The following is a 20,994-nucleotide window of genomic DNA, read 5'->3' as shown; positions in this document are numbered from 1 at the left end:
TCACGCACCTCCGCGGATGCCGGGGGCCGCGCCGGGACCGGTCGGCGGCGGATCGTCGGGAAGGCCCATCGCCGCGCTGAACGCCTCGAAGGTGTCAAAATAGCGCTGCTGCCCGGCCTCCAGGAACAGGAAGCGGTCGAAGCCCAGGTCGATGCGCCGGTTCGAGAAGTAGATCACGGTGGTATAGGCCTGCGCGCGCAGTTCGGCGACGGCGCGGGCGATCGGTTCGGGGTCGAGCAGGTCGAACAGGCGGCTGAGCACCAGGATGCGCGGGCGTTCGAGCAGGGCGTTGGCGAGCTTCAGCTGCTGGAGCTCGACGGTGGAAAGCGGGTGGCCGGTCGATGCGAGCGGGGTGTCGAGGCCCTTGGGCAGGGTCGCGATGGTTTCCGCCAGCCCGACCGTCTCGAGCGCGGCGATCATGCGCTGCGGCGCGGTCTCCGGGCAGGACAGGGCAAGGTATTCGCGGATCGTCATCTCGACGATGGTCGGGCGGTCGAGCACATGGACGTTCTTGCGCAGGTGGTGCGCCTCGATCGCCTTGATGTCGATCCCGCCGAGCGTCGCGATGCCGCTTTGCGGCACGTCGTGAAGCTTGAGGATGTTGGTGAACAGCCGCTGGATGCCGTGCTGGCTGGCGGCGGCCATGATGATCGCGCCCGAGGGGATGTCGAGATCGAAGCACACCTCCTCGTTGCGCGCCGTGCCGCACACGCCGCGCATGACGATCGCGTGGTCCGGCCCGTCGAAGGGATCGGCGCCCTTGGGCTGCTCCTGCTCGACGTCGTAGAACTGCGAGATCTCCTCGACCGCGGCGAACAGGTCGTAGAAATACCCGAGATAGGTCCCGAGGTGCGACACCCCGACGAAGGCGGCCGACAGCACCAGCTCGGCCGCGACCAGCTGGCCGAGGGTCAGCTCGTTCTGGATCACCAGCCAGCCGCCCAGCCCCAGCAGCGCGGCGCTGGCGGCGGCATACATGACGAGGAAGGCGAGGGTCTGCGAGAACAAGTGGCGGAAGTGGCGCTTGCGCTGCGTGATGTAGCTGCGGGTCTGGTCGTCGGTCTTGTCGAGCGCGTAGTCGATGCGGCGCTGCGACTTGAAGAAGCCGTTGGAGCCGCCGATCGTCTCGAGCCAGGCGGCGGTGGTGTGCTTGGCGTGGCTGACGTCCACCCCGGTGCGCAGCGCCCGCGCGCCCCACAGCAGCCACACCACCCAGATCAGCGCGATCATCACCAGCGTGAAGCCGAGGAAATAGGGGTGGTAGAGGCTCACCAGCACGAAGCCGACCGCGATCTGGAGCAGCGCGGTGAAGCCGCCGATCATCAGGTTGGGGACCAGCGACTGGACGTAGATCACGTCGAAATAGCGGTTGAACAACGAGCTCTTCTTGACGTCGCCGAAGAAGGGGTCCTGCGCATAGACCGAAATCAGCGAGATCTCCGCGACCATGCGGGCGTAGAAGCGCCTGGCGAAGATCTCCATCAGGTGGATCCGCAAGGCATAGAGCAGGCTGGAGAGCAGCAGCAGGCCGAACAGGGTGAAGCTGAGCATCACCAGCGGCGCGGTCATCGCGGTGTTGGCGATGGTGTTGATGAGCATCTGCACCGAGATCGGCGTGGCGAGGCTGAGCAGGCTGATGCCGATCCCGTAGACCGCGGCCAGCCAGTAGAAATTCGCCTCCGGCTTCAGGATGTCGAAGAATATCCTGAAGAACTTCACCAGGCTGATCTGCGATCCGTAACTCGGGCCTTCGCCTGCCATGTCAGCCTTTCCGTCCGAAACCGCGCCATGCGCCTGTCCGGGCAGTGCCGGTAGGCGCGCGCCGGAGATGTTGATGATGTCCCTTGCTGGCAAAGCCGTCGCCCCGCAAGACGTCAATCCGCAGCATCGTCTGCGGTTCCGGTGCGGCGACCAGCCTGCAAGTTCCTGAATATATGAGCATTAGAGAGGTTTATGCGAGGTGACCCTGTATCACGGCCCCGTTACCGAGCGAAGCTTGCGCTGCGATGAACCGGGGCCGAAGATGCGCGGGTGATGCAAATGCGGCGGGCTGCTGGTGAGAGAGACGCACATCGGGTGCTGCTGCTGGTCGGCGGCGGCCATGCCCATGTCGCGGTGCTGGCCGACCTCGCGCGGCGCGGCGTGCCGGAGGGCGCGCGGGTGGTGCTGCTCACCCCCGAGCCTGCCTTGCGCTATTCGGGCATGGTCCCGGGCTGGCTCGCCGGGCAGCACGGGCAGGGCGAGGGGCTGGTCGATCTCGCCGCTCTGGCGGCGCGCGCCGGGGCCGCCTTCGTGCCGGGCCGCTGCGTCGCCTTCGACCCCGAGGCGCGGGTGGTGCAGACAGACGCCGGCGCGGCCATCGCCTTCGACTGTGCCTCCTTCGACACCGGCGGCGAGGGGCAGGCGGCGGCGCTGCTGGGCGAGGACCCGCGTCTCCTCGACGTCCGCCCGATCGGCGCCTTCGTGGAACGCCTCGCCGCCCTGCGGGCGTCTCGGCACGGGCGCTTGCGTGTGGTGGTCGCGGGCGGCGGGGCGGGCGGTATCGAGCTCGCCTTCGGCTTGCGCAACCTCGCCGGCGTGCCCGCGCGGCCGCAGGTGACGCTGGCGACGGGGCAGGCGGGGCTTCTCCCCGGCTTCGCCCCGGCGGTGCGGCGGCGCGTGGCACGGGCGCTCGAGCGGCAGGGAATCGCGGCGATACCCGTGGACGTCCGCTTCGCAGGCGGCGCGCTGGTGGCAGATGGCTCTGCGGACCCGTTCGCTTCGAGCGAAGTCGAGAAGCCTGTCGCGGCGGCGGGCGTCGCCCCCCGATCGGCAGGAACCGGGAAAAGCGTGTTCCAATCCCTCGAGCCGGCCGACCTTATCATCGCCGCCCTCGGCAGCGCCGCGCCGGGGTGGGTGCGGGCCTCGGGCATCGCCACCGATGCGGCGGGCTTCCTGCTGGTCGACGCGCAGCAGCGCTCGGTGTCGCACCCGCACATCTTCGCCGCCGGGGATGTCGCTGCGCGCGCCGACCGGCGCCTCGCGCATTCGGGCGTCCATGCGGTGTTCGCCGGCCCGGTGCTCGCCGCCAACCTGCGCAGCGTACTGGAGGGCGAGGCTACGCGCGCCACCTACCGCCCGCGCCGCCACAGCCTCTATCTCCTGAACACCGGCGACGGCTCGGCCATCGCCAGCTACGGGCCGCTCTGCGCCGAGGGGCCTTGGGTGCTTGCCCTCAAGCACCGGATCGACAAAGGCTGGATCGCGAAATACGCCAGCCTCACCGGGGCGTCAGGGGATCAGGATTGAAAAAGCTCGCCATCCTTGCCGCGCTCGCCGCCGTGATCGCCGCCTATGTGGTCTTCGACCTCGGGCAATACCTGACGCTCGCGGGCATCAAGGGCGCGGTGGCGCAGTGGGAGGCCTTCTACGCCGAGAATCCCGTGGCGGTGTTGGCGGGCTTCTTCGTGATCTATGTCGCGGTCACCGCCGCCTCGCTGCCGGGCGCCGCGCTGCTGACGCTGGCGGCGGGTGCGCTGTTCGGGGTGGTTACGGGGACGATCCTCGTCTCCTTCGCCTCGACGCTGGGCGCGACGCTCGCCTTCCTCTCCTCGCGCTACGTGTTGCGGGATTCGATCGAGGCGCGCTTCGGGGAGCGGCTGAAGGCGATCAACCAAGGGGTCGAACGCGACGGGGCCTTCTATCTCTTCACCCTGCGGATGATCCCCGCCTTCCCCTTCTTCGTGGTCAATCTCGTGATGGGCCTCACCCGCATCCGGACGTGGACCTATGCCTGGGTCAGTCAGGTGGGGATGCTGCTGGGCACCATCGTCTACGTCAACGCGGGCACGCAGCTTGCGCGCATCGAGAGCCTGTCGGGGATCGCCTCGCCGGGCGTGCTGGGAAGCTTCGTGCTGCTCGGCATCGCGCCGTGGCTGGCGAAGCTGGTGATCGGTGCCTTGCAGCGGCGCAAGGTCTATGCGGGGTTCACGCGGCCGCGAAAGTTCGACCGCAACCTCGTGGTGATCGGCGCAGGCTCGGCGGGGCTGGTCAGCGCCTATATCGCCGCGACGGTCAAGGCCAAGGTGACGCTGGTCGAGTCGGGGGAGATGGGGGGCGATTGCCTCAACACCGGCTGCGTGCCCTCCAAGGCGCTGATCAAGAGCGCCAAGGTGGCCGCGACGATGCGCCATGCCGACCGCTATGGCCTCGCCCCCGCCGAGCCGGAGGTGCCGTTCCGCACGGTCATCGCCCGCGTGCTCGAGGCGGTGAAGACCATCGCGCCGCATGACAGCGTCGAGCGCTACGAGGGCCTCGGCGTCGATGTGGTGAAGGGCTATGCGCGCATCCTCGATCCGTGGACGGTCGAGATCGCCCGCGCCGATGGCGGCACCCAGCGCCTCACCACCCGCGCCATCGTCATCGCCACCGGCGCCGAGCCGGTGATCCCGCCGATCCCCGGCCTCTCGCAGAGCGGCTACCTCACCAGCGAGACCATGTGGGAGGCCTTCGCGCAGATGGACACGGCGCCTGCCCGGGTCGCGGTGCTCGGCGGCGGGCCGATCGGATGCGAATTGTCCCAGGCGCTCGCGCGATTGGGCTCGCAGGTGACACAGGTCGAGATGGCGGACTCGCTGCTGGGGCGCGAGGATGCCGACGTTTCGGCGCTCGCGAAGGCGGTGCTCGAGGCCGACGGGGTGCGCGTTCTCACCGGCCACAAGGCGGCGCGGATCGAGGGCAAGGTGCTGGTCGCCCAAGCGGGCGGCACGGACGTGCGCGTCCCCTTCGACGTGCTGATCGTCGCGGTCGGCAGGAAGGCGCGGCTGACCGGCTTCGGGCTGGAGGCACTCGGCGTCGAGACCGACAAGACCGTCGTCACCGACGCATTCCTTGCCACGAAGTTTCCCAACATCTTCGCCGCCGGGGACGTCGCGGGGCCCTACCAGTTCACACACACCGCAAGCCACCAGGCCTGGTATGCGAGCGTCAACGCGCTGTTCGGCACCTTCCGCAAGTTCAAGGCCGATTACCGGGTGATCCCCGCCGTCACCTTCCTCGATCCCGAATTTGCGCGCGTGGGGCTGAACGAGCGCGAGGCGGCCGAGCAGGGGATCGCGGTGGAAGTCACCCGCTACGAATTGGACGATCTCGACCGCGCCATCGCCGAAAGCGAGACGAAGGGCTTCGTCAAGGTCCTCACCCCCGCCAGCGGGAAGGACACGATCCTCGGCGCGACCATCGTGGGCAGCCACGCGGGCGAATTGCTGGCAGAATATGTGCTGGCGATGAAGCACGGCATCGGCCTCAACAAGATCCTCGGCACGATCCATTCCTACCCCACCTTCGCCGAGGCCAACAAGTTCGCCGCCGGCAACTGGAAGAAGGCGCACAAGCCCGAAGGCCTGCTCCGCTGGGTCGAGCGCTACCACGCGTGGCGGCGCGGATGAGCGCTGCCGAGCTGTTCGACCAGACGCGCGGGCTGATCGGCATCGCGGTGCTGATGGGGATCGCCTGGGCGCTCAGCGAGAACCGGCGCGGCCATCCCGGCTGGCGGTGGATGGCGGGCGCGCTCGCCATGCAGGGCCTGCTCGCGCTGCTGATCGTGCGCGTGCCGCCGGTCTGGGCGGCGGTCGGCCTCGTCAACGATGCGGTGGGCGCGGTGGAGGCGGCGACGCTCAAGGGATCGAGCTATATGTTCGGCTATCTCGGCGGGGCGGAACTGCCCTTCGCGCTGAAGCCGGGCGCGCAGCCGCCGCTGGTGATTGCCTTCCAGATCCTGCCGCTGGTGATCGTCTTTTCGGCCCTGTCGGCGCTGCTGTGGCACTGGGGGGTGCTGCGCTGGATGGTGAACGGCCTCGGCTATCTCCTGCGCCGCTCGCTCGGCGTGTCGGGCGTGGTGGGGCTTTCCGGGGGCGCGAGCGTGTTCCTCGGGGTGGTCGAGGCCCCGCTCGTCACCCGCGCATGGTTCGGCCGCATGAGCCGCGCCGAGCTGTTCCAGATCATGGCGCTGACCATGGCGACGATCTCGGGGGCGATCCTGATCCTCTACGCGACGACCCTGCGCGCGGTGGTGCCGGACGCGGTCGGCCACATGATCGCCGCTTCGCTGATCTCCCTGCCCGCCGCGCTGCTGGTCGCCCGGCTGATGGTCCCGCCGGGGGCGGAGGACGCCGCCACCGAGGTCGACACGGCGGACCCGGGCCTGCGCTACGAAGGCAGCATCGATGCCATCGTCAAGGGCACGATGGACGGGATGCAGCTGTTCCTCGCGGTGATCGCGGTGATCATCACCGTGTTCGCGCTGGTCGCGCTGGTGGACATGGCGCTGGCGCTGCTGCCGCTGATCGACGGCGCGCCGCTGACCCTGAAGCGCATCCTCGGCTGGGCGCTGGCGCCGCTGATGTGGCTGATCGGCGTGCCGTGGAGCGAGGCGCAGGCGGCGGGCGGCCTGATGGGGACCAAGGCGGTGCTCAACGAATATGTCGCCTATCTCGAACTCGCTGCGCTCGCGCCGGGCACGCTCGGCCCGCGCGCGACGCTGATCGTCACCTACGCGCTGTGCGGCGTCGCCAACCTGGCGAGCGTCGGCCTCTTGGTTTCGACCATCGGCACCTTGGCCCCGGAGCGCCGCGCCGAGGCGGCCGGGCTGGGCATGAAGAGCTGGGTCGCGGGCAATCTCGCGAGCGCCATGACGGGCGCATGGATCGGGCTGGTCACCCTTGCTTGACGCCCGCCTGCGCCCCCTCATCGACCCGCCGCTCAATGCGGCGGGCCGCGCGCTGGCGGGCGTCGGGGTCACGGCCAATGCGCTGACCTTCGCCGGTCTCGCGCTGGGCCTTGCGGGCGCAGCGGCGATCGCCTTCGACCACCTCGGCTGGGGCCTTGCGCTGATCTGCGCCAACCGCCTGCTCGACGGGCTCGACGGCGCGGTGGCGCGCGCCCGCGGCCCGTCCGATCTTGGCGGCTATTTCGATATCGTCGCCGACTTCGCCTTCTATGTCAGCGTGCCGCTCGCCTTCGGCCTGCGCGCCCCGGGCGACACTCTCCCGGCGCTGGTGCTGGTCGCGAGCTTCGTCCTCACCGGCGTCAGCTTCCTCGCCTTCGCGGTCATCGCTGCCAAGCGCGGGGCGACGACCGAGGCGCACGGGCGCAAGAGCTTCTTCTATTCCACCGGCCTTGCCGAGGGGACCGAGACCATCGCGGTGTTCATCGCCATGTGCCTCGCGCCCGCATGGTTCGGCGCGATCGCCTATGGCTATGCGGGGCTCTGCGTCGTCACCGTCGTGCAGCGCAGCGCGATGGCGGCGGCGATCTTTCGCGACTAGCGGCTCGCCGCCCCCAGCAGGCCTTGCGTCTTTTCGCGCAGCTCGAGAATGCGCGCCGTGTTCGCGCCGAGATCGCTCGCGCCCACCCGGCTGACCGAGCGGAAATCGATCTGGGTCTCCCCGACACGCGCCACCACGTCGTCCCTGAAGCCGAACCAGAAGGTCGTCGCCACGCCCTCGACCATCCCGGTCTCGGGATCGGAGCGGATGTCGCCGAGGCCCATCTGCCCCATCGCCGCCGCCACTGCCGCCACGCCTTCGGCCTTGCTCGCGCCGCCCAGAGGCAGCGGGGCGGGGCGGTCGGCGCGGTCGGTGATGATCTGCGCGTGGCTCTTCACGGCGAGCTCGGGCGACAGGCCCTTGTCCTGCCAGAAGGGGATCTGGCCGAGCGGCGTCTGGTAGTCGGCGAGCGGATTGGCCCCCGCCGCCTCGCGCGCGGCCATGGTGCCTTCGGAAAAGGCGGGCGGGTTGGCGGTATCTGTGGAGATGTCGTGGATAGGGTTCGCCGCGCCCTTCGCGCCCGCCGCAGCGAACAGCGCGCCCGCGCCGAGCGGCAGGAGCAGGCCGAGGATCGCCACCGCGAGGAGGCCGCCCCGGCGCGGCTTGGCGCGCAGGGTGATGACCAGCGAGACCAGCGCGACGAGCGCCAGGAGGCCGAGCAGGATCACCCCGCCGCCCAGCGTCATCGTCAGAAGGCCGAATTTCCAGCCGAAGATCCCGATCCTGGTGCCGAAGGCGGCGATCAGGAAATAGATCGGCAGGAGGGCGAGGAGGACGAGGAGGATCCTCGTGTGAAGGGGAAATCTGTTGAGCATGGGGGCGACCATAACGGCTGTGAGGCGCATGGCAATCGCTCAGCCGTTCGTGATGCGGCGCGCGGGAACCCCTTTCCCACGCTTCGCGTTGGGGTTATGTCGCACCTTGGGAGAGAGGGGTTCAAGATGGGTTCACCAGCCGCGAAGTCCCGCTTTTCTTGGCCGGGAATCTGGTCTAAATCCCCCGGGGGATGCGGGAGGAACCAATAAGTGTTCAGAGGACAAATCACCATGAAGCGTAATTTCCTGATGGGCGCGGTCGCGCTGGCGAGCCTTGCCACCCTTTCGGCCTGCGGCGGCGGTGCCGGCAGCGATGCCAACGCCCCGGCCCCTGCGGCCACTGAAGATGCCATGGCCCCGGCTGAAACGCCGGCCGCCACCGAAACGCCGGCAGCCGCCGCCGCCGCCGATGGCGCCGCGCTGCAATATGCCAGCTTCACCACCGATGCCGCCGCAGGCGAGAAGGTCTTTGCCGCGTGCCGCACCTGCCACGTCCTCGAAGACGGCGTGAACCGGGTCGGCCCGTCGCTCTACAAGGTCGTCGGCCGCAAGTCGGGTTCGGTCCCGGGCTTCAGCTACTCGGACGCCAACAAGAACAGCGGCGTGACCTGGGACACGCAGACCCTGTTCACCTACCTCAAGGACCCGAAGGGCTTCATGCCGGGCACCAAGATGGCCTTCCCGGGCGTCAAGGATGACCAGGCGCGCGCCAACCTCGTCGCCTATCTCGAGCGCGAATCGGCCAAGTAATCCGGAAGGCTCCTCGGGGCCGGATGTGAAGGGGCGGCGCAGGCGACTGCGCCGCCCTTTTCCGTGCGCGGGGGAGGGCGGCGTGTCTCACCTCCCGCTTGCGGGAGGGGCCGGGGGCGGGGACCCTTGTCACCGGGCACGCATCGCTCGGGCCCAACGCTCACCCTTCCCGCGAGCGGGAGGGGGGTAGGCGTGCCCCCGTGTCAGGCCGCCAGCAGACTCGCGTCGGCCGGGCAATGGCGCGCGAGGTAGTCCTCGTGGCTCGGCAGGCCCGCCACCGCGCGCTGCGTAATGGTCTTCACGTTGGCGAGAAATTCGGCGAGCTGGGCGGGGCTCACCTGGTCGGCCATTGGATCATGATCGGCGGGCATTATCCCCTGGCCGAGCATCACCTGCACCCAGCTTGCATCGCGGAACAGGTCGTCGACGTCGCGCCCCACCCGGCCCGAGGCAGCGAACAGCGCCATCTTGTGCGTGAGGCTGTCGGGCACCTCCATGTGCCTGCAATAGCGCCAGAACTCCGAATCCTCGCGGGTTGTGAGGTGGTAGTGAAGGATCAGGAAATCGCGGATCTGCGCGAACTCGGCGGAGCACCGCGCGTTGTATTCGGCGCGCATCGCCGCCGGATCGCCGCTGCGGGGGAAGAGCTGGATCAGCCGGCTGACGTGGCTCTGGATCAAGTGGATCGAGGTCGATTCGAGCGGCTCGAGAAACCCGCTCGACAGGCCGATCGCCGCGCAGTTGTGCGCCCAGAAGCTCTCTCGCCGCCCGGTGGTGAAGCGGATCGGGCGCGGATCGCCCAGCGCCTTGGTGTCGAGGCCCTGCACCAGCGTGTCGGCGGCGTCCTCGTCGCTGGTGAAGCCCGAGGAATAGACGTGCCCGTTGCCGGTGCGGTGCTGCAAGGGGATGCGCCATTGCCAGCCCGCGTCCCGCGCGGTCGCGCGGGTGTAGGGGACCAGCACCGGCAGCCGCTCGCTCGGCACGGCAAGCGCGCGGTCGCAGGGGAGCCACTTCGACCAGTCGCGGTAGCCCACCCCCAGCGCCTCGCCCAATAGCAGGGCGCGAAAGCCGGTGCAGTCGATGAAGAAGTCGCCCTCGACCCGGCGGCCGTCCTTGAGGGTGATTGCGGTCAGGTCGCCCGATTCGCCGTCACGTTCGACCGATTCGACGATCCCCTCGGTGCGCGTGACCCCGCGTCCCTCGGCATAGGCGCGCAGGAACAGGGCGTAGCGGCTCGCGTCGAAGTGGTAGGCGTAGGCGAGGCCCGTCATGCTGGTGTTGCCGATCCGGTCGAGCTTGCCGAACCGCGCCCCGTCGGCGGCCATCTGGTGGAGCGACCATTCCCACAGCGAGGAGGGCGCCCCTTCCGCGACGCTCCTGCGCCAGTAGTGGTGGAAGCCGACATTGCCGAGCGCCATGCCGGTGTCGCCGAATGTGTGGAGATAGCGCGCGCCCTTGCGCCCCCAGTCGACGAATTCGATCCCGAGCTTGAAGGTGCCCGAGGTCGCGCGGAGGAATTCGTTCTCGTCGAGGCCGAGGATCGCGTTCAGGCGGATGATCTGCGGGATCGTCGCCTCGCCGACGCCGACCGTGCCGATCGCCTCGCTCTCGACGAGCTCGATCGCGAGGCGTTGCCCAAGCAGCCGGGCGAAGGCCGCCGCGGTGATCCAGCCGGCGGTGCCGCCGCCGACGATCACCAGTTTCCTGACTTCAGGCTGACCCATGTCCCGTCCCCATCGTCTTGTCACGCCGCCGCCGGGCGGAAGAATGCATTGATCGTCAGCCGGCCCTCGCGGGGGTCGGCGGACAGCGGCGCGGCGTTGTCGATGACGCCGCTATGGAGGATGTTGCCGCGGTAGAACACCGCCGCGTTGAACTCCCCCGGCACCGCGTGGGTGCGCGCAAAGTGCGGCGCGCCGTCGGTGGGATAGGCGGCGGGTGGCAGGCCGGTGCGGCCGTACTCGGCCTGCACGGCGGCGGCGTAGCGCGGATAGGTCTCGGCGGTGAGCGCCTCGAGCCCCGTCGCCAGGTGCCGGAAGAATGCCGTGCCCCCGTGCCCGGTGCGGTGGAGGTAAAGCATCATCGCCACCTGCGCTGGGTCGGTCCCGTCGACATGGGGCAGGCGCTGGATCGGCAGGAGCGCGGCGGGCGGGGTGGTGACGAGCGAGAACCACGCCTGCATCTGCCACCCACGGGTCGCTTTGCCGAAATGAGCGTCGAGCAGCGGCGCGAGCGCGGCGATCCATGCGCGGCAGACCAGCTCCGGAAGGGCGGCACGCAGGCCAGGATACTGCGGCGTGATTTTTGCAAATTTTTGCAAAATTGCTGCGGCGATGGCCGTGTCGGGGGCCTTCATGAAGCCCGCAACGGTGACAAGGTCATGGCCCGGCCCCCCGAAGCGCTCCGCACGCGCAGCGCCTAGGGCGATCTCCCAATCGGGCGCGAGGCCGGGCGAGGCGGGCAGGGGCGTCATGCCGAGCAAGCCTAACAAAGACACGTGGAGGCTCCAAGCAGGATCATTAAGTTGCGCGAAACGTGTGATAAACAAGCGTATCGGCCTAATCGGGCGCAGGGGCGACATGCGGTGCTCCGCAGCGGTCGGCGAGGCTGGCCAAGCATCGCGAGAACTGTGACTATCTCGCAACATTTGCGGCTCCACGGGTCGGTAAACCTGCCTGAGCGTGCAATCATACCATTGAGAAAGCAGCGAATTTCAGGAATTCTGCCAACTCGGGCCCGCAGCACCGATTGGCGATTTACGCGGGCCTTGCCATCGGCTATGAAAAAATCTGCAAAAGCGTCGACTGAATGACGTCAGCGGAGGGGACTTCTGATGAAAATTGACGGGATCAATGCAAGCGCGCGCCTGCTGTGCGGGGCGGCGACATTCCTCGCGCTGACCGCCACCGGCGCGCCGGTGCTGGCGCAGACCACCACCGATGCGCAAGTCGCCGCCGCAGCCGAAGGCAAGGGCGAGCCGCAGGACGAGGTGGACGAATCCACCACCATGGTCGTCACCGGCATCCGCAGCTCGATCCAGTCCGCGCTCGACGCGAAGAAGAACGCCACCTCGATCGTCGAAGTGATCGCCGCCGAAGACATCGGCCTGCTGCCCGACCAGTCGATCGCGGATTCGCTCGCACGCCTGCCCGGCGTCACCGCCCAGCGCGTGCGCGGCCGTTCGCAGCAGATCTCGATCCGCGGCCTCGGTCCGGACTTCAGCCTCGCGCTGCTCAACGGGCGCGAGGTGGTGTCGGCGGGCAACAACCGCGGCATCGAGTTCGACCAGTTCCCGTCCGAGCTGATCGGCTCCGGCGTCGTCTACAAGTCGGGTGACGCGCAGCTCGCCGCGATCGGCATCGCCGGTGCCGTCGATCTGCGCACCATCCGCCCGCTCGATTCGAACAAGCGCCAGCTCACCGTGTCGGCCACCTACACCTTCAACGACAACGGCCAGCTCAACCCGGATTTCCCCGGCGACGGTTATCGCTTCTTCGGCAGCTACATCGATCAGAACGCCGATGGCACGATCGGCTGGTCGCTGGGCATCACCCACCAGTCGAACCCCAACCCCTTCATCAGCCGCGAGCTTAAGACCAACCAGTTCCAGGTTGCGCGCACCCCGCAGGGCCTGATCTATCCCGCCGACAACCCGCGTCAGGGCGTCGTCAGCCGCAGCTTCGAGCGCACCTCGATCGCCGGCAGCCTCCAGTTCGAGCCGACCGACCGTTTCTCGCTGACCATCGACGGCTTCTTCACCGACAGCAGCGACAGCGGCATCTTCCGCGGCACCGAAACGCCGATCGCCAGCTGGAGTGGCGCCAACTTCGTCAGCGCGACCGGCGCCGGGCCGTTCGCCGACAGCGCGACCTATTCGGGCGTCGTGCCGATCCTGCGCACCGACACCGAAGGGTCGAAATCGCAGATCTTCGCGATCGGCGGCAACATGGAGTGGAAGGCGACCGACAACCTCGGCTTCGTGCTCGACTACGGCTATTCGACGCTCGACCGCGATGACATCGACTTCGAAAGCTACGCCGGCACCGGCCGCGCGCGTTCGGGCGCGCAGGACCGCCTGACCTTCACCTTCCCGCGTGACGGCGCCTATCGCATCGCGGGCCAGCTCGATTACACCAACCCCGCCAACGTGCTGCTCACCGATCCGGGCGGCTGGGGGCAGGTCGGCTTCGTCAAGCAGCCGCAGATCAATGACGAGCTGCACCAGCTGCGCGCCGAGACCTACTGGGAGTTTGACGGCGGCCTGATCGACCGCATCACCGTGGGCTGGCTCTACACCGACCGGGAGAAGGACTTCGATTCCAACGAAAGCTTCCTGCGTCCCACCGCCGCTTTCGGCAACGGGCTGCGCGTCCCGGCTTCCGCGATCCGCGGCGCGACCGGCACCAAGAGCCTCGGCAACAACATCCTGGCCTATGATCCGTCGAGCTTCCTGACCGATGGCACCTACCTCGTCGAGAAGGCGACCTTCGACACGCAGTGGGTGGTGGGCGAGCGGGTCCACAACTTCTACATCCAGGCCAATATCGACGGCGATCTCGGCTCGGTGCCGGTGCGCGGCAATATCGGCCTGCGCTATGCCGACACCCGCCAGACCTCGACCGGCACGATCACCGGGGCCCGGCCCAACACCGTCACCTATGACTTCGACAACTGGCTGCCGAGCGCCAACCTCGCCTTCGAGGTCGCGCCCGATACCTTCATCCGCCTTGCCGCAGCCAAGACCGTGACCCGCGCGCGGCTCGATCAGCTGGCGGCGAACCAGAACCTCGGGTTCAGCAACCAGGTCTGTCTCGACAGCAACGGCGATCAGATCCCCGACACGCTGATCCCCGGCGCCTTCAACCCGCCGCAGCGCGTCTGCTACACGCTGGGCGGCGGCAACCCGCGGCTCGAGCCCTATCGTTCGACCTCGTTCGATATCTCCTTCGAGAAGTATTTCTCGCCGGGCACCGCGATCATCATCGCCGGTTTCCACAAGGAGCTGGCGGACTGGGTGCTCGATCAGACCTCGACCCTCAACCTCACCCGCGAAGTCAATCTCGCGGGGTGGCAGGGCCTGCTCAATGCCAACCCGCAGCTGGCGACGGGGACCTTCACCGGCCCGACCAACTTCGCCGATGGCTCGATCACCGGGATCGAAGGCACGCTGCGCGTCAACTTCGGCGATCTCACCCAGGCGCTCGACGGGTTCGGCGGCTTTGCCAGCGTGACCTATGCCGATGCCGAGATCGAAAGCCCGACCGCCAATGTGGCGATCCCGATCCCGGGCTATTCGGAGCTGACCTCGGCGGGCGACATCTTCTACGAAAAGCACGGCTTCCGCGCGCGGCTCGGGGTGCGCTACCGCAGCGGCTTCCTGTCGGAAGTGCAGAACTTCGACGGTTCGCTGGCCGGCGCCAATGCGCAGCCCGAACTGCTGCTGGAAGCGCAGATCGGCTACACCTTCGAGAAGCCGGGCAGCGTCCTCAACGGTCTGCAGATCCTCGCGGAAGTGGCGAACCTCACCAACGAGCCCTTCGTGACCGAGAACGACCTGTTCAACGCGCAGGGCGCGGTGATCGGGACTTTCCCGAGCCGGCACGAAAGCTTCGGCCGGACGTTCAACTTCACGGTCCGCAAGAACTTCTAGGATAACGAGCCCCAAAGGGTCGCGGAAAAGGGGCTCGCCGGCAACGGCGGGCCCCTTTTTCCTTGTGGGGTGCTTGCGCGCGCAACGCGGGGCTTCGCCCGGGTCCAGCCCCGGCCTAGCCTCGGTTTGGTCGCATCCAGACCCCCGCTAGCGGGCGGTCCGGGCGCTGTTTCACGTGAAACAATCAGGCCGCGATGGGCGGCGCGGCGCAATGCCGGGCGACGAATTCCCCATGGGTCGGCGCCCCCGCCACCGCCTCGTCCATCGCCTGCCGGATCTGTTGGAGCCGCTGCGCGACCGGCACCCCGGGGCGCATCGCCGCCAGCGCAGGCGCGCGTTCGGGTAGGATTCCCTGGCCGAGATAGACCGCGATCCAGCTGGGGTTGGCGAACAGCTCCTGAGGGTCTGCCACCAGCATCCCTTGCTCGCGAAAATGGTCGATCTTGTAGGCGAGGCTGTCGGGGATCGGCATCGCTGCGCAATAGCGCCAGAGCTCGGAATCGTCCCTTTCGGTGGCCTTGTAATGGAGGATCAGGAAGTCCCGGATCAGCTCGTATTCCCTTGACGTCTGGGCATTATATTCCCGCGCCAGCAGGGGCGACATGGCGGCGTCGGGGAGCAGGGCGATCAGCCGCAGGATGCCATACTGGATGAGGTGGAGGCTGGTCGATTCGAGCGGCTCCATGAAGCCTGCCGACAGGCCGATGGCGACGCAGTTCCGCTCCCAGAACTTGGCTCGCTTGCCGGTGACGAACCGCAGCGTGCGCGGGTCCGCCAGCGGCTTGCCGTCGAGATGGGCGAGCAGGGTCGCTGCGGCCTCGTCCTCGCCAAGGAACTGGGAACAATGGACATATCCGTTGCCGGTGCGGTGTTGGAGCGGAATGCGCCACTGCCACCCGGCCTCGCGCGCGGTCGAACGCGTGTAGGGCGTGAATTCGCCGCGCTCGCAAGGGACCGCCACCGCGCGGTCGCAGGGGAGCCAGGCTTGCCAGTTGTCGTAGCCTGCGTGCAGCGCTTCCTCGATAAGAAGCCCGCGGAAGCCGCTGCAATCGATGAAGAATTCGCCCGCGATGCGGGTGCCGTCGTCGAGCGTCACGGCCGCGATGAAGCCGTCCTCGCCGCGCAGGGTGACGTCGACGACCTTGCCTTCCTTGCGGGTGACGCCCCGCGCCTCGGCATAGCGCCGCAGGAACGCGGCATAGAGCCCGGCGTCGAAGTGATAGGCATAGTCGAAGGTCGACTGGATCAGGCGCCGGTCGGGTGAAGGGTGGGCGAACTTGCCCGCCTTCGCCAGCGCCCAGCACATCGAGAAGTCGTCGATCGGGCCTTGGATGCGCCCCGCCAGGCTCTCGCGCATCCAGTGGTGGTAGAAAGGAACGCTATCGAATTCAGCACCATACTGGCCGAAGGGGTGGAAATAGCTGTGCCCCTTGCGGCCCCAGTCGACGAACTGGATGCCGAGCTTGTAGGAGCCTTGCGTCTCGCGCACGAAGGTCGCCTCGTCGATGCCGAGACGCTGGTTGAAGTGGCGGATCGGCGGGATGGTCGCCTCGCCGACGCCGACCGTGCCGATCGCCTCGCTCTCGACGAGAGTGATCGCGCAGGCCCCTCCCACTGCCTCGGCAAGCGCTGCCGCCGCCATCCACCCGGCGCTGCCGCCGCCGACAATGACGATGGATTTCAGCGGCCTGGCTTCGCGCATCGTGATTACCCCCCGCAGCTTTCGCGGATCAGCAGGCTGGTCTCGAGCCGCTCCGAAATCGCCGGGCCATCGCCCTTGTCGATCAGCTTGGAGACCAGCATCCGCCCGGCAAGGTTCGCGTCCTGATCGATCGTGGTGAGCTGCGGCGTCACCAGCCGCGCGGCGGGGATGTTGTCGTAGCCCACTACCGAGACGTCCTCCGGCACCCGCAGGCCGGAGCGGGTCAGCGCCCGGATTGCGCCTATCGCGATGAGGTCGGATGCGGCGAAGATCGCATCGAACCGCAGGCCCCCCGCCACCGCGCTGCGCACTGCGGCCTCGGCCGAGTGGACTTCGAAATGGGCGGGTAAAACAAGGCTTTCGTCGAACGGGAGCCCGGCCTGATCGAGCGCCTGGCGATAACCGCGCAGGCGCTGTTCGGCCTCGGGCGCCTCGCTGTCGCCGAGGAACAGGATGCGCCGCCGCCCGAGCCGCGCGAGGTGCGCCGTTGCCCGCCTGCCGCCGGCAAGGTTGTCCGAGCCGATCACGCAATACTGCGCGTCGGGGAACTCCGCGCCCCACACCACGAAGCGATCGTCGTGGGCGGCGAGGGCGTTGAACTCGTGGTGGAGCGAGGACTGGCCGATGAAGATCACGCCGGTCGCACGGCTGGTGCTCATCGCGTAGTCGAGGTCGCCCCCGGCGCGGGGGGAGAGATGGCTGACGAGAAGGTCGGCGTTGCGCTCGCGCGCGGCTTCGGCGATGCCGGCGAGAAGCTCGAGGAAGAATGGGTCCGACACCCGGCTGTCGCGCGCCTGCGGGGCGGGGACGACCACCGCGATGGTTGCGTCGGCCCCGATCGGGCCGCTCGGCATCGAGGCGCGGAACTCGTAGTCATGGGCGCGGGCGATCTGCCAGATCTGCTGCTTGGTCCGCCGCTTGACCGAGGGGCTGTCGTTCAGCGCCCGGCTGACGGTCGAGATCGACACCCCCGCCTCGCGCGCGATATCCTCCAGCGTGGCGCTGCGCCGCGCGGCAGGTGAGGGGGGCGGGCGATCGGCCATGCGGTGTGTCAGTCTCCCAGTATCGCCCAGTAGCCAGTCCTTGGCGCGAGCGCTTCGGGTACATTGCCGTCTCCCACAGCGTCGTGCGTGGCGATCACTCGGGCCTTGCCGCACTCCGTGGGCGGGGTCCAGTGGCTGAGCGCCTCGCCGAGGTTGAAGACGCACAGCACATCGCCCGCCGCGTCACGGCGCAGGAAGGCGAGGATGTCCTCGGGCGTGTCGAGAATGGCGATGTCGCCCCGGACGAGCGCCGGGTGATCGCGGCGCAGGCGCAGGATCGACCGGGCATAGGCGAGGGTCGAGCCCGGATCGGCCGCCTGCCGGTCGACGGCGAAGCCGGCATGGGCCGGATCGCGCTTCAGCCAGGTGCGATTGGCGCTCGAGAAGCCGGCCTGCGGGGCATCGGCCGCCCAGGGCATCGGCGTGCGCGCCCCGTCACGGCCCAGGGTGTGCGGCCAGTTGGCGATCGCTTCGGGATCGAGCAGGTCCTCGAAGGCGACCTCGCCCTGCGGCAGGCCCAGTTCCTCGCCCTGATAGATGATCGGGTTGCCCCTGAGGCTCAGCAGCAGCAGCAGGTTCAGCCGCGCCGCGCGCGCCATATCGCCGTCCAGCGTCCAGCGCGTGACGGCGCGCGGGGCGTCGTGGTTCGAGAAGGCCCAGGACGGCCAGCCCTCGCCTTCCTCGCCGCTCCATTGCTGGAGCGAGGCGCGCACCAGCGGGGCGGTGAGGCGGGGCGCGTAGAGGAAGTCGAAGTTATAGGCGCTGTCGAGCCGCTTGCCGCCTTGCGTGAAGGCCTTCATCTCGGCCAGCGGCTCCGGCCCGCCCACTTCGGCGACGGTGAAGCGGCCGGGGAATTCTTCGATCGTCGCGCGGATCCGTTCGAGAAAGCCGACGATGTCCGGGTGCGACTGGTTGTAGCGCTTGATCTGCATATCGAAGGGCCGGGTGACTTGGCTCATCGGCAGGCCCGAGGGCGGATTGTCGCGCAGATCGGGATCGTGCATCGAGAAGTTCAGCGCATCCAAGCGGAACCCGTCCACTCCGCGCGCCAGCCAGAAACGGGCGACGTCCAGCAGCGCGTCCTGCACCTCGACGTTGTGGACATTGAGATCGGGCTGCGAGGTCAGGAAGTTGTGGAGGTAGTACTGCTTGCGGGGGCCGTCCCACTGCCATGCCGAGCCGCCGAACACCGATTGCCAGTTGGACGGCGGCGAGCCGCAGGGCTTGGGATCGGCCCACACGTACCAGTCGGCCTTGGGGTTGGTGCGGTCTTGCCGGCTCTCCTGGAACCACGCGTGTTCGTCCGACGTGTGCGAATAGACCTGGTCGATGATCACCTTGAGGCCGAGCGCGTGGGCCTTTTCCACCACCCGGTCGAAATCGGCGAAGGTGCCGAAGCTGGGGTCGATCCCGCAATAGTCGGCGACGTCGTAGCCGAAATCCTTCATCGGCGAGGTGAAGAAGGGGCTGATCCAGATGCCGTCGACGCCGAGGTCGGCGATGTAGTCGAGCCGCTCGGCGATGCCGGCAAGGTCGCCGATCCCGTCAGCATTGGTGTCGGCGAAGCTGCGCGGATAGATCTGGTAGATGACCGCGCCGCGCCACCAGGCGAGCGCGCTGGCGGTGTCGGCATGGGGGCCCGGGAAGGTCTGGGCGGATGCCATCAGTCGTCACTCTCCAGAAGGCAGGCGGCAAAGCCGAAGGCGGGCAGCGTGACCGCGAGCGCGCCCGGCGCGGCCAGCGCGGCGCGGCAGGGCCCGACGAGCGGCGTCACCCGGCGCGCGCCGTAGCTGACCTCTACGCTGCGCGAAAGCGGGGTCTCGCCGGTGTTGAACAGCACCAGCACGCGCTGTCCCGAGGCGGGATCGTGACGCTCGACGGCGAGGAGCCCGGGTGCGGCTTCCTCGAAGGCGCGCACGGTGCTGAGCCCCCGGCGCAGCGCCGGGCTGGCGGTGCGCGCCTGCGCGAGCTCGCCGATCAGCCGATAGAGCGGGTGGGCGGCGTCGAAGTTGCTCTGTGCGGTCGTCGCGCTCGTGCCGACCAGCCGGTTGTCGTTGTAGACCGAGACCTTGCTGGCGAACATATCCTCGCGGGCGAGCTGATCGTTGCCGTCGGAGATGAAGCCCTGCTCGTCCCCGTAATAGACGGTCGGTACGCCGCGCAGCAGCAACATCAGCGCATGGCCGAGCTTCACCCGGGCAAGGAGCGTGTCGGGCGCGTCCGACCCGCTCATGTCGCGCACGAACATCGCGAAGCGGCCGAAATCGTGGTTGCCGAGGAAGGTCGGCAGGCCGAGCGCGGTCTTCGCGCCGCCGGGATAGATCGCGTCCTGGGCAAGGAACTCGGCCATGAGGCGCGGCGGGCTCTTGCCGCTCGCGACCATCTGCGCGGCCTTGGCGAAGCCCATGTCGAGCGCGTAGGGCAGGCGGCTGTCGGCCATGACCTGCGCGGCGAGGGTGGCGGTCGGCTCCTCGTAGGCGATCTCGCCGAAGATGTGGAAGTGGCCGATGCCATTCGCCTCGGCGCGCTTCAGCATGGCGGGGACGAAAGCCTGCCAGAATTCGGGGTTCACGTGCTTGGCCGTGTCGATGCGGAAGCCGTCGATGCCGTATTCGTCGATCCACTGGCCGAAGATGTCGATCATGCCCTGAACCACCCGCGGGTTCTCGGTCGCGAGGTCGTCGAGGCCGGAGAAATCGCCGTAGACCGAGCTCTCGCCGATCCAGTGCGAGTTGCCGCGGTTGTGATAGAGCGTGACGTCATTGAGCCACGCGGGCACCTTGATGTTGCGCTCGGCCTCGGGGACGACCGGGGTGTAGGCGAAGGCGGGATCGGTGAGCTTCACCCAGTTGGCGAGATCGGGGTTGTCGTCGCCCGCGAAGCCCTCGTTGATGGCTTCGCCCCCCGGCCCGCCGCGGCGCGAGAAGGGATATTCGCCCTTGCTGCGGTAGCGGTAGCCGTTGGCCTCGCCTTCGGCATAGTCGATCACGTCGGCGGTATGGTTGGTGATGATGTCCATGTAGACCTTCATCCCCCGGGCGTGGGCGGCATCGACGAAGGCCTTGAATTCGGCATTGGTGCCGAAATGCGGATCGACGCTGGTGAAATCGGTCACCCAGTAGCCGTGATAGCCCGCGCTCTCCTCGCCGGGTCGCCCTTGCACGGGCTTGTTCTTGAAGATCGGCGCGAACCAGATCGCGGTGACGCCCATGCCCTGGATGTAGTCGAGCCTCGCGGTCAGCCCCTTGAGGTCGCCGCCGTGGTAGAAGCCCTTGCGCGCGGGATCGAAGCCGTGCTGGAGCGGGCCGCCCTTGATGCCGCCCTTGTCGTTCTTCGGCTCGCCGTTCTCGAAGCGGTCGGGCAGGACGAAGTAGATCACCTCGTCTTCCAGCTGGCGCTCTGCGATCGGCGCGGGCGAGACCCGGACGCCCTGCGCCTGCCCCGCGCAGGGCGCTGCCGACATCGCCGTCGCCGCGCCCAGCGCAGCCGCCAGCCTCACGAAGATTCGCGTCATGACCCAACTCCCTCTGCCATTGGTTCTGACAGCAAGCGAAGAACTTTGCAAATCTTTGTGGAAGCGCGATCGGGTGGTGTTGGCCAGCATCAAGCCCTTAATATACAGAGCATAGTTATCCCAGTGTGCGTCTCCGAGGGAAAATTTCTCATGCTGCCGGGCAAAGGTTCTTGCAAATTTTTGCAGGACGTTCAGACTGATTTGGACAGCACGCAT

The 20,994-nt window shown here is 68.1% G+C and carries 14 protein-coding genes; 6 read left to right on the top strand and 8 right to left on the bottom strand.

The window, feature by feature from the left end; all coding sequences use genetic code 11:
* Entirely contained in the window at positions 1 to 1,761 is a 1,761-nt protein-coding gene (locus OPU67_RS07660; protein WP_267618879.1) for an ABC transporter ATP-binding protein, read from the bottom strand.
* 315 nt (positions 1,762 to 2,076) lie between these two features.
* Here OPU67_RS07660 and OPU67_RS07655 point away from each other — a divergent pair, with 315 nt between their 5' ends.
* From OPU67_RS07655 to OPU67_RS07640, 4 genes are read left to right on the top strand one after another with little or no spacing between them, the layout of a single operon-like run.
* Positions 2,077 to 3,288, top strand: a complete 1,212-nt coding sequence (locus OPU67_RS07655; RefSeq protein WP_267618877.1) for an FAD-dependent oxidoreductase — start codon at positions 2,077 to 2,079, stop codon at positions 3,286 to 3,288.
* On the top strand, positions 3,285 to 5,426 hold the full coding sequence (locus tag OPU67_RS07650) for an FAD-dependent oxidoreductase (protein ID WP_267618874.1): 2,142 nt from the start codon (positions 3,285 to 3,287) through the stop codon (positions 5,424 to 5,426). The genes OPU67_RS07655 and OPU67_RS07650 overlap by 4 nt, the downstream gene beginning before the upstream one ends.
* The gene (locus tag OPU67_RS07645; RefSeq protein ID WP_267618872.1) at positions 5,423 to 6,706 is read left to right on the top strand and encodes a NupC/NupG family nucleoside CNT transporter; all 1,284 of its coding nucleotides are present in this window, start codon (positions 5,423 to 5,425) and stop codon (positions 6,704 to 6,706) included. Before OPU67_RS07650 ends, OPU67_RS07645 begins: the two co-directional genes overlap by 4 nt.
* Entirely contained in the window at positions 6,699 to 7,304 is a 606-nt protein-coding gene (locus tag OPU67_RS07640; RefSeq protein WP_267618870.1) for a CDP-alcohol phosphatidyltransferase family protein, read from the top strand. The genes OPU67_RS07645 and OPU67_RS07640 overlap by 8 nt, the downstream gene beginning before the upstream one ends.
* On the opposite strand, the gene OPU67_RS07635 is transcribed toward OPU67_RS07640, so the two are convergent.
* Complete coding sequence (locus tag OPU67_RS07635; RefSeq protein ID WP_267618868.1) at positions 7,301 to 8,119, bottom strand: DUF1499 domain-containing protein; 819 nt, start codon at positions 8,117 to 8,119, stop codon at positions 7,301 to 7,303. The genes OPU67_RS07640 and OPU67_RS07635 overlap by 4 nt on opposite strands.
* A 231-nt stretch (positions 8,120 to 8,350) precedes the next feature.
* On the opposite strand from OPU67_RS07635, the gene OPU67_RS07630 reads away from it, so the two are divergent.
* On the top strand, positions 8,351 to 8,869 hold the full coding sequence (locus OPU67_RS07630; protein WP_267618866.1) for a c-type cytochrome: 519 nt from the start codon (positions 8,351 to 8,353) through the stop codon (positions 8,867 to 8,869).
* 203 nt (positions 8,870 to 9,072) lie between these two features.
* Here OPU67_RS07630 and OPU67_RS07625 read toward each other — a convergent pair whose 3' ends face one another.
* Both OPU67_RS07625 and OPU67_RS07620 read right to left on the bottom strand, forming a co-directional pair.
* Complete coding sequence (locus OPU67_RS07625; RefSeq protein ID WP_267618864.1) at positions 9,073 to 10,593, bottom strand: tryptophan halogenase family protein; 1,521 nt, start codon at positions 10,591 to 10,593, stop codon at positions 9,073 to 9,075.
* Positions 10,594 to 10,613: 20 nt separating this feature from the next.
* Positions 10,614 to 11,342, bottom strand: coding sequence for a DUF6445 family protein (locus tag OPU67_RS07620; RefSeq protein WP_267618863.1), 729 nt, complete (start codon positions 11,340 to 11,342; stop codon positions 10,614 to 10,616).
* A gap of 360 nt (positions 11,343 to 11,702) precedes the next feature.
* Here OPU67_RS07620 and OPU67_RS07615 point away from each other — a divergent pair, with 360 nt between their 5' ends.
* Positions 11,703 to 14,519 carry a TonB-dependent receptor gene (locus OPU67_RS07615; protein WP_267618861.1) on the top strand — a complete coding sequence of 939 codons (2,817 nt, stop codon included), beginning with the start codon at positions 11,703 to 11,705 and terminating at the stop codon, positions 14,517 to 14,519.
* Between the two features lie 184 nt (positions 14,520 to 14,703).
* Here the strand turns inward: OPU67_RS07615 and OPU67_RS07610 are convergent, their stop codons facing one another.
* The 4 genes from OPU67_RS07610 to OPU67_RS07595 are packed head-to-tail and all read right to left on the bottom strand — an operon-like array spanning position 14,704 to position 20,778.
* Entirely contained in the window at positions 14,704 to 16,221 is a 1,518-nt protein-coding gene (locus tag OPU67_RS07610) for a tryptophan halogenase family protein (protein ID WP_267618859.1), read from the bottom strand.
* A 5-nt stretch (positions 16,222 to 16,226) separates the two neighbouring features.
* A complete protein-coding gene (locus tag OPU67_RS07605; protein WP_267618858.1) occupies positions 16,227 to 17,264 on the bottom strand; it encodes a LacI family DNA-binding transcriptional regulator in 1,038 nt (345 codons plus the stop codon).
* Positions 17,265 to 17,272: 8 nt separating this feature from the next.
* Positions 17,273 to 18,928: an alpha-glucosidase gene (locus OPU67_RS07600; protein ID WP_267618856.1), complete on the bottom strand. Its 1,656-nt coding sequence runs from the start codon at positions 18,926 to 18,928 to the stop codon at positions 17,273 to 17,275.
* Positions 18,928 to 20,778 carry an alpha-amylase family glycosyl hydrolase gene (locus tag OPU67_RS07595; protein ID WP_267618855.1) on the bottom strand — a complete coding sequence of 617 codons (1,851 nt, stop codon included), beginning with the start codon at positions 20,776 to 20,778 and terminating at the stop codon, positions 18,928 to 18,930. The genes OPU67_RS07600 and OPU67_RS07595 overlap by 1 nt, the downstream gene beginning before the upstream one ends.
* Between the last annotated feature and the right edge of the window lie 216 nt (positions 20,779 to 20,994).

The organism is Erythrobacter sp. WG, assembly GCF_026586795.1.
In the GTDB taxonomy this organism is placed as follows: domain Bacteria; phylum Pseudomonadota; class Alphaproteobacteria; order Sphingomonadales; family Sphingomonadaceae; genus Erythrobacter.
This window is presented reverse-complemented; position numbering and strand designations above follow the sequence as displayed.

Coding starts and splice junctions, on each gene's coding strand:
- OPU67_RS07595 (WP_267618855.1), bottom strand. CDS start 20,778: ATGACGCGAATCTTCGTGAGGCTGGCGGCTGCGCTGGGCGCGGCGACG.
- OPU67_RS07605 (WP_267618858.1), bottom strand. CDS start 17,264: ATGGCCGATCGCCCGCCCCCCTCACCTGCCGCGCGGCGCAGCGCCACG.
- OPU67_RS07625 (WP_267618864.1), bottom strand. CDS start 10,593: ATGGGTCAGCCTGAAGTCAGGAAACTGGTGATCGTCGGCGGCGGCACC.
- OPU67_RS07660 (WP_267618879.1), bottom strand. CDS start 1,761: ATGGCAGGCGAAGGCCCGAGTTACGGATCGCAGATCAGCCTGGTGAAG.
- OPU67_RS07600 (WP_267618856.1), bottom strand. CDS start 18,928: ATGGCATCCGCCCAGACCTTCCCGGGCCCCCATGCCGACACCGCCAGC.
- OPU67_RS07615 (WP_267618861.1), top strand. CDS start 11,703: ATGAAAATTGACGGGATCAATGCAAGCGCGCGCCTGCTGTGCGGGGCG.
- OPU67_RS07630 (WP_267618866.1), top strand. CDS start 8,351: ATGAAGCGTAATTTCCTGATGGGCGCGGTCGCGCTGGCGAGCCTTGCC.
- OPU67_RS07635 (WP_267618868.1), bottom strand. CDS start 8,119: ATGCTCAACAGATTTCCCCTTCACACGAGGATCCTCCTCGTCCTCCTC.
- OPU67_RS07610 (WP_267618859.1), bottom strand. CDS start 16,221: ATGCGCGAAGCCAGGCCGCTGAAATCCATCGTCATTGTCGGCGGCGGC.
- OPU67_RS07645 (WP_267618872.1), top strand. CDS start 5,423: ATGAGCGCTGCCGAGCTGTTCGACCAGACGCGCGGGCTGATCGGCATC.
- OPU67_RS07620 (WP_267618863.1), bottom strand. CDS start 11,342: ATGACGCCCCTGCCCGCCTCGCCCGGCCTCGCGCCCGATTGGGAGATC.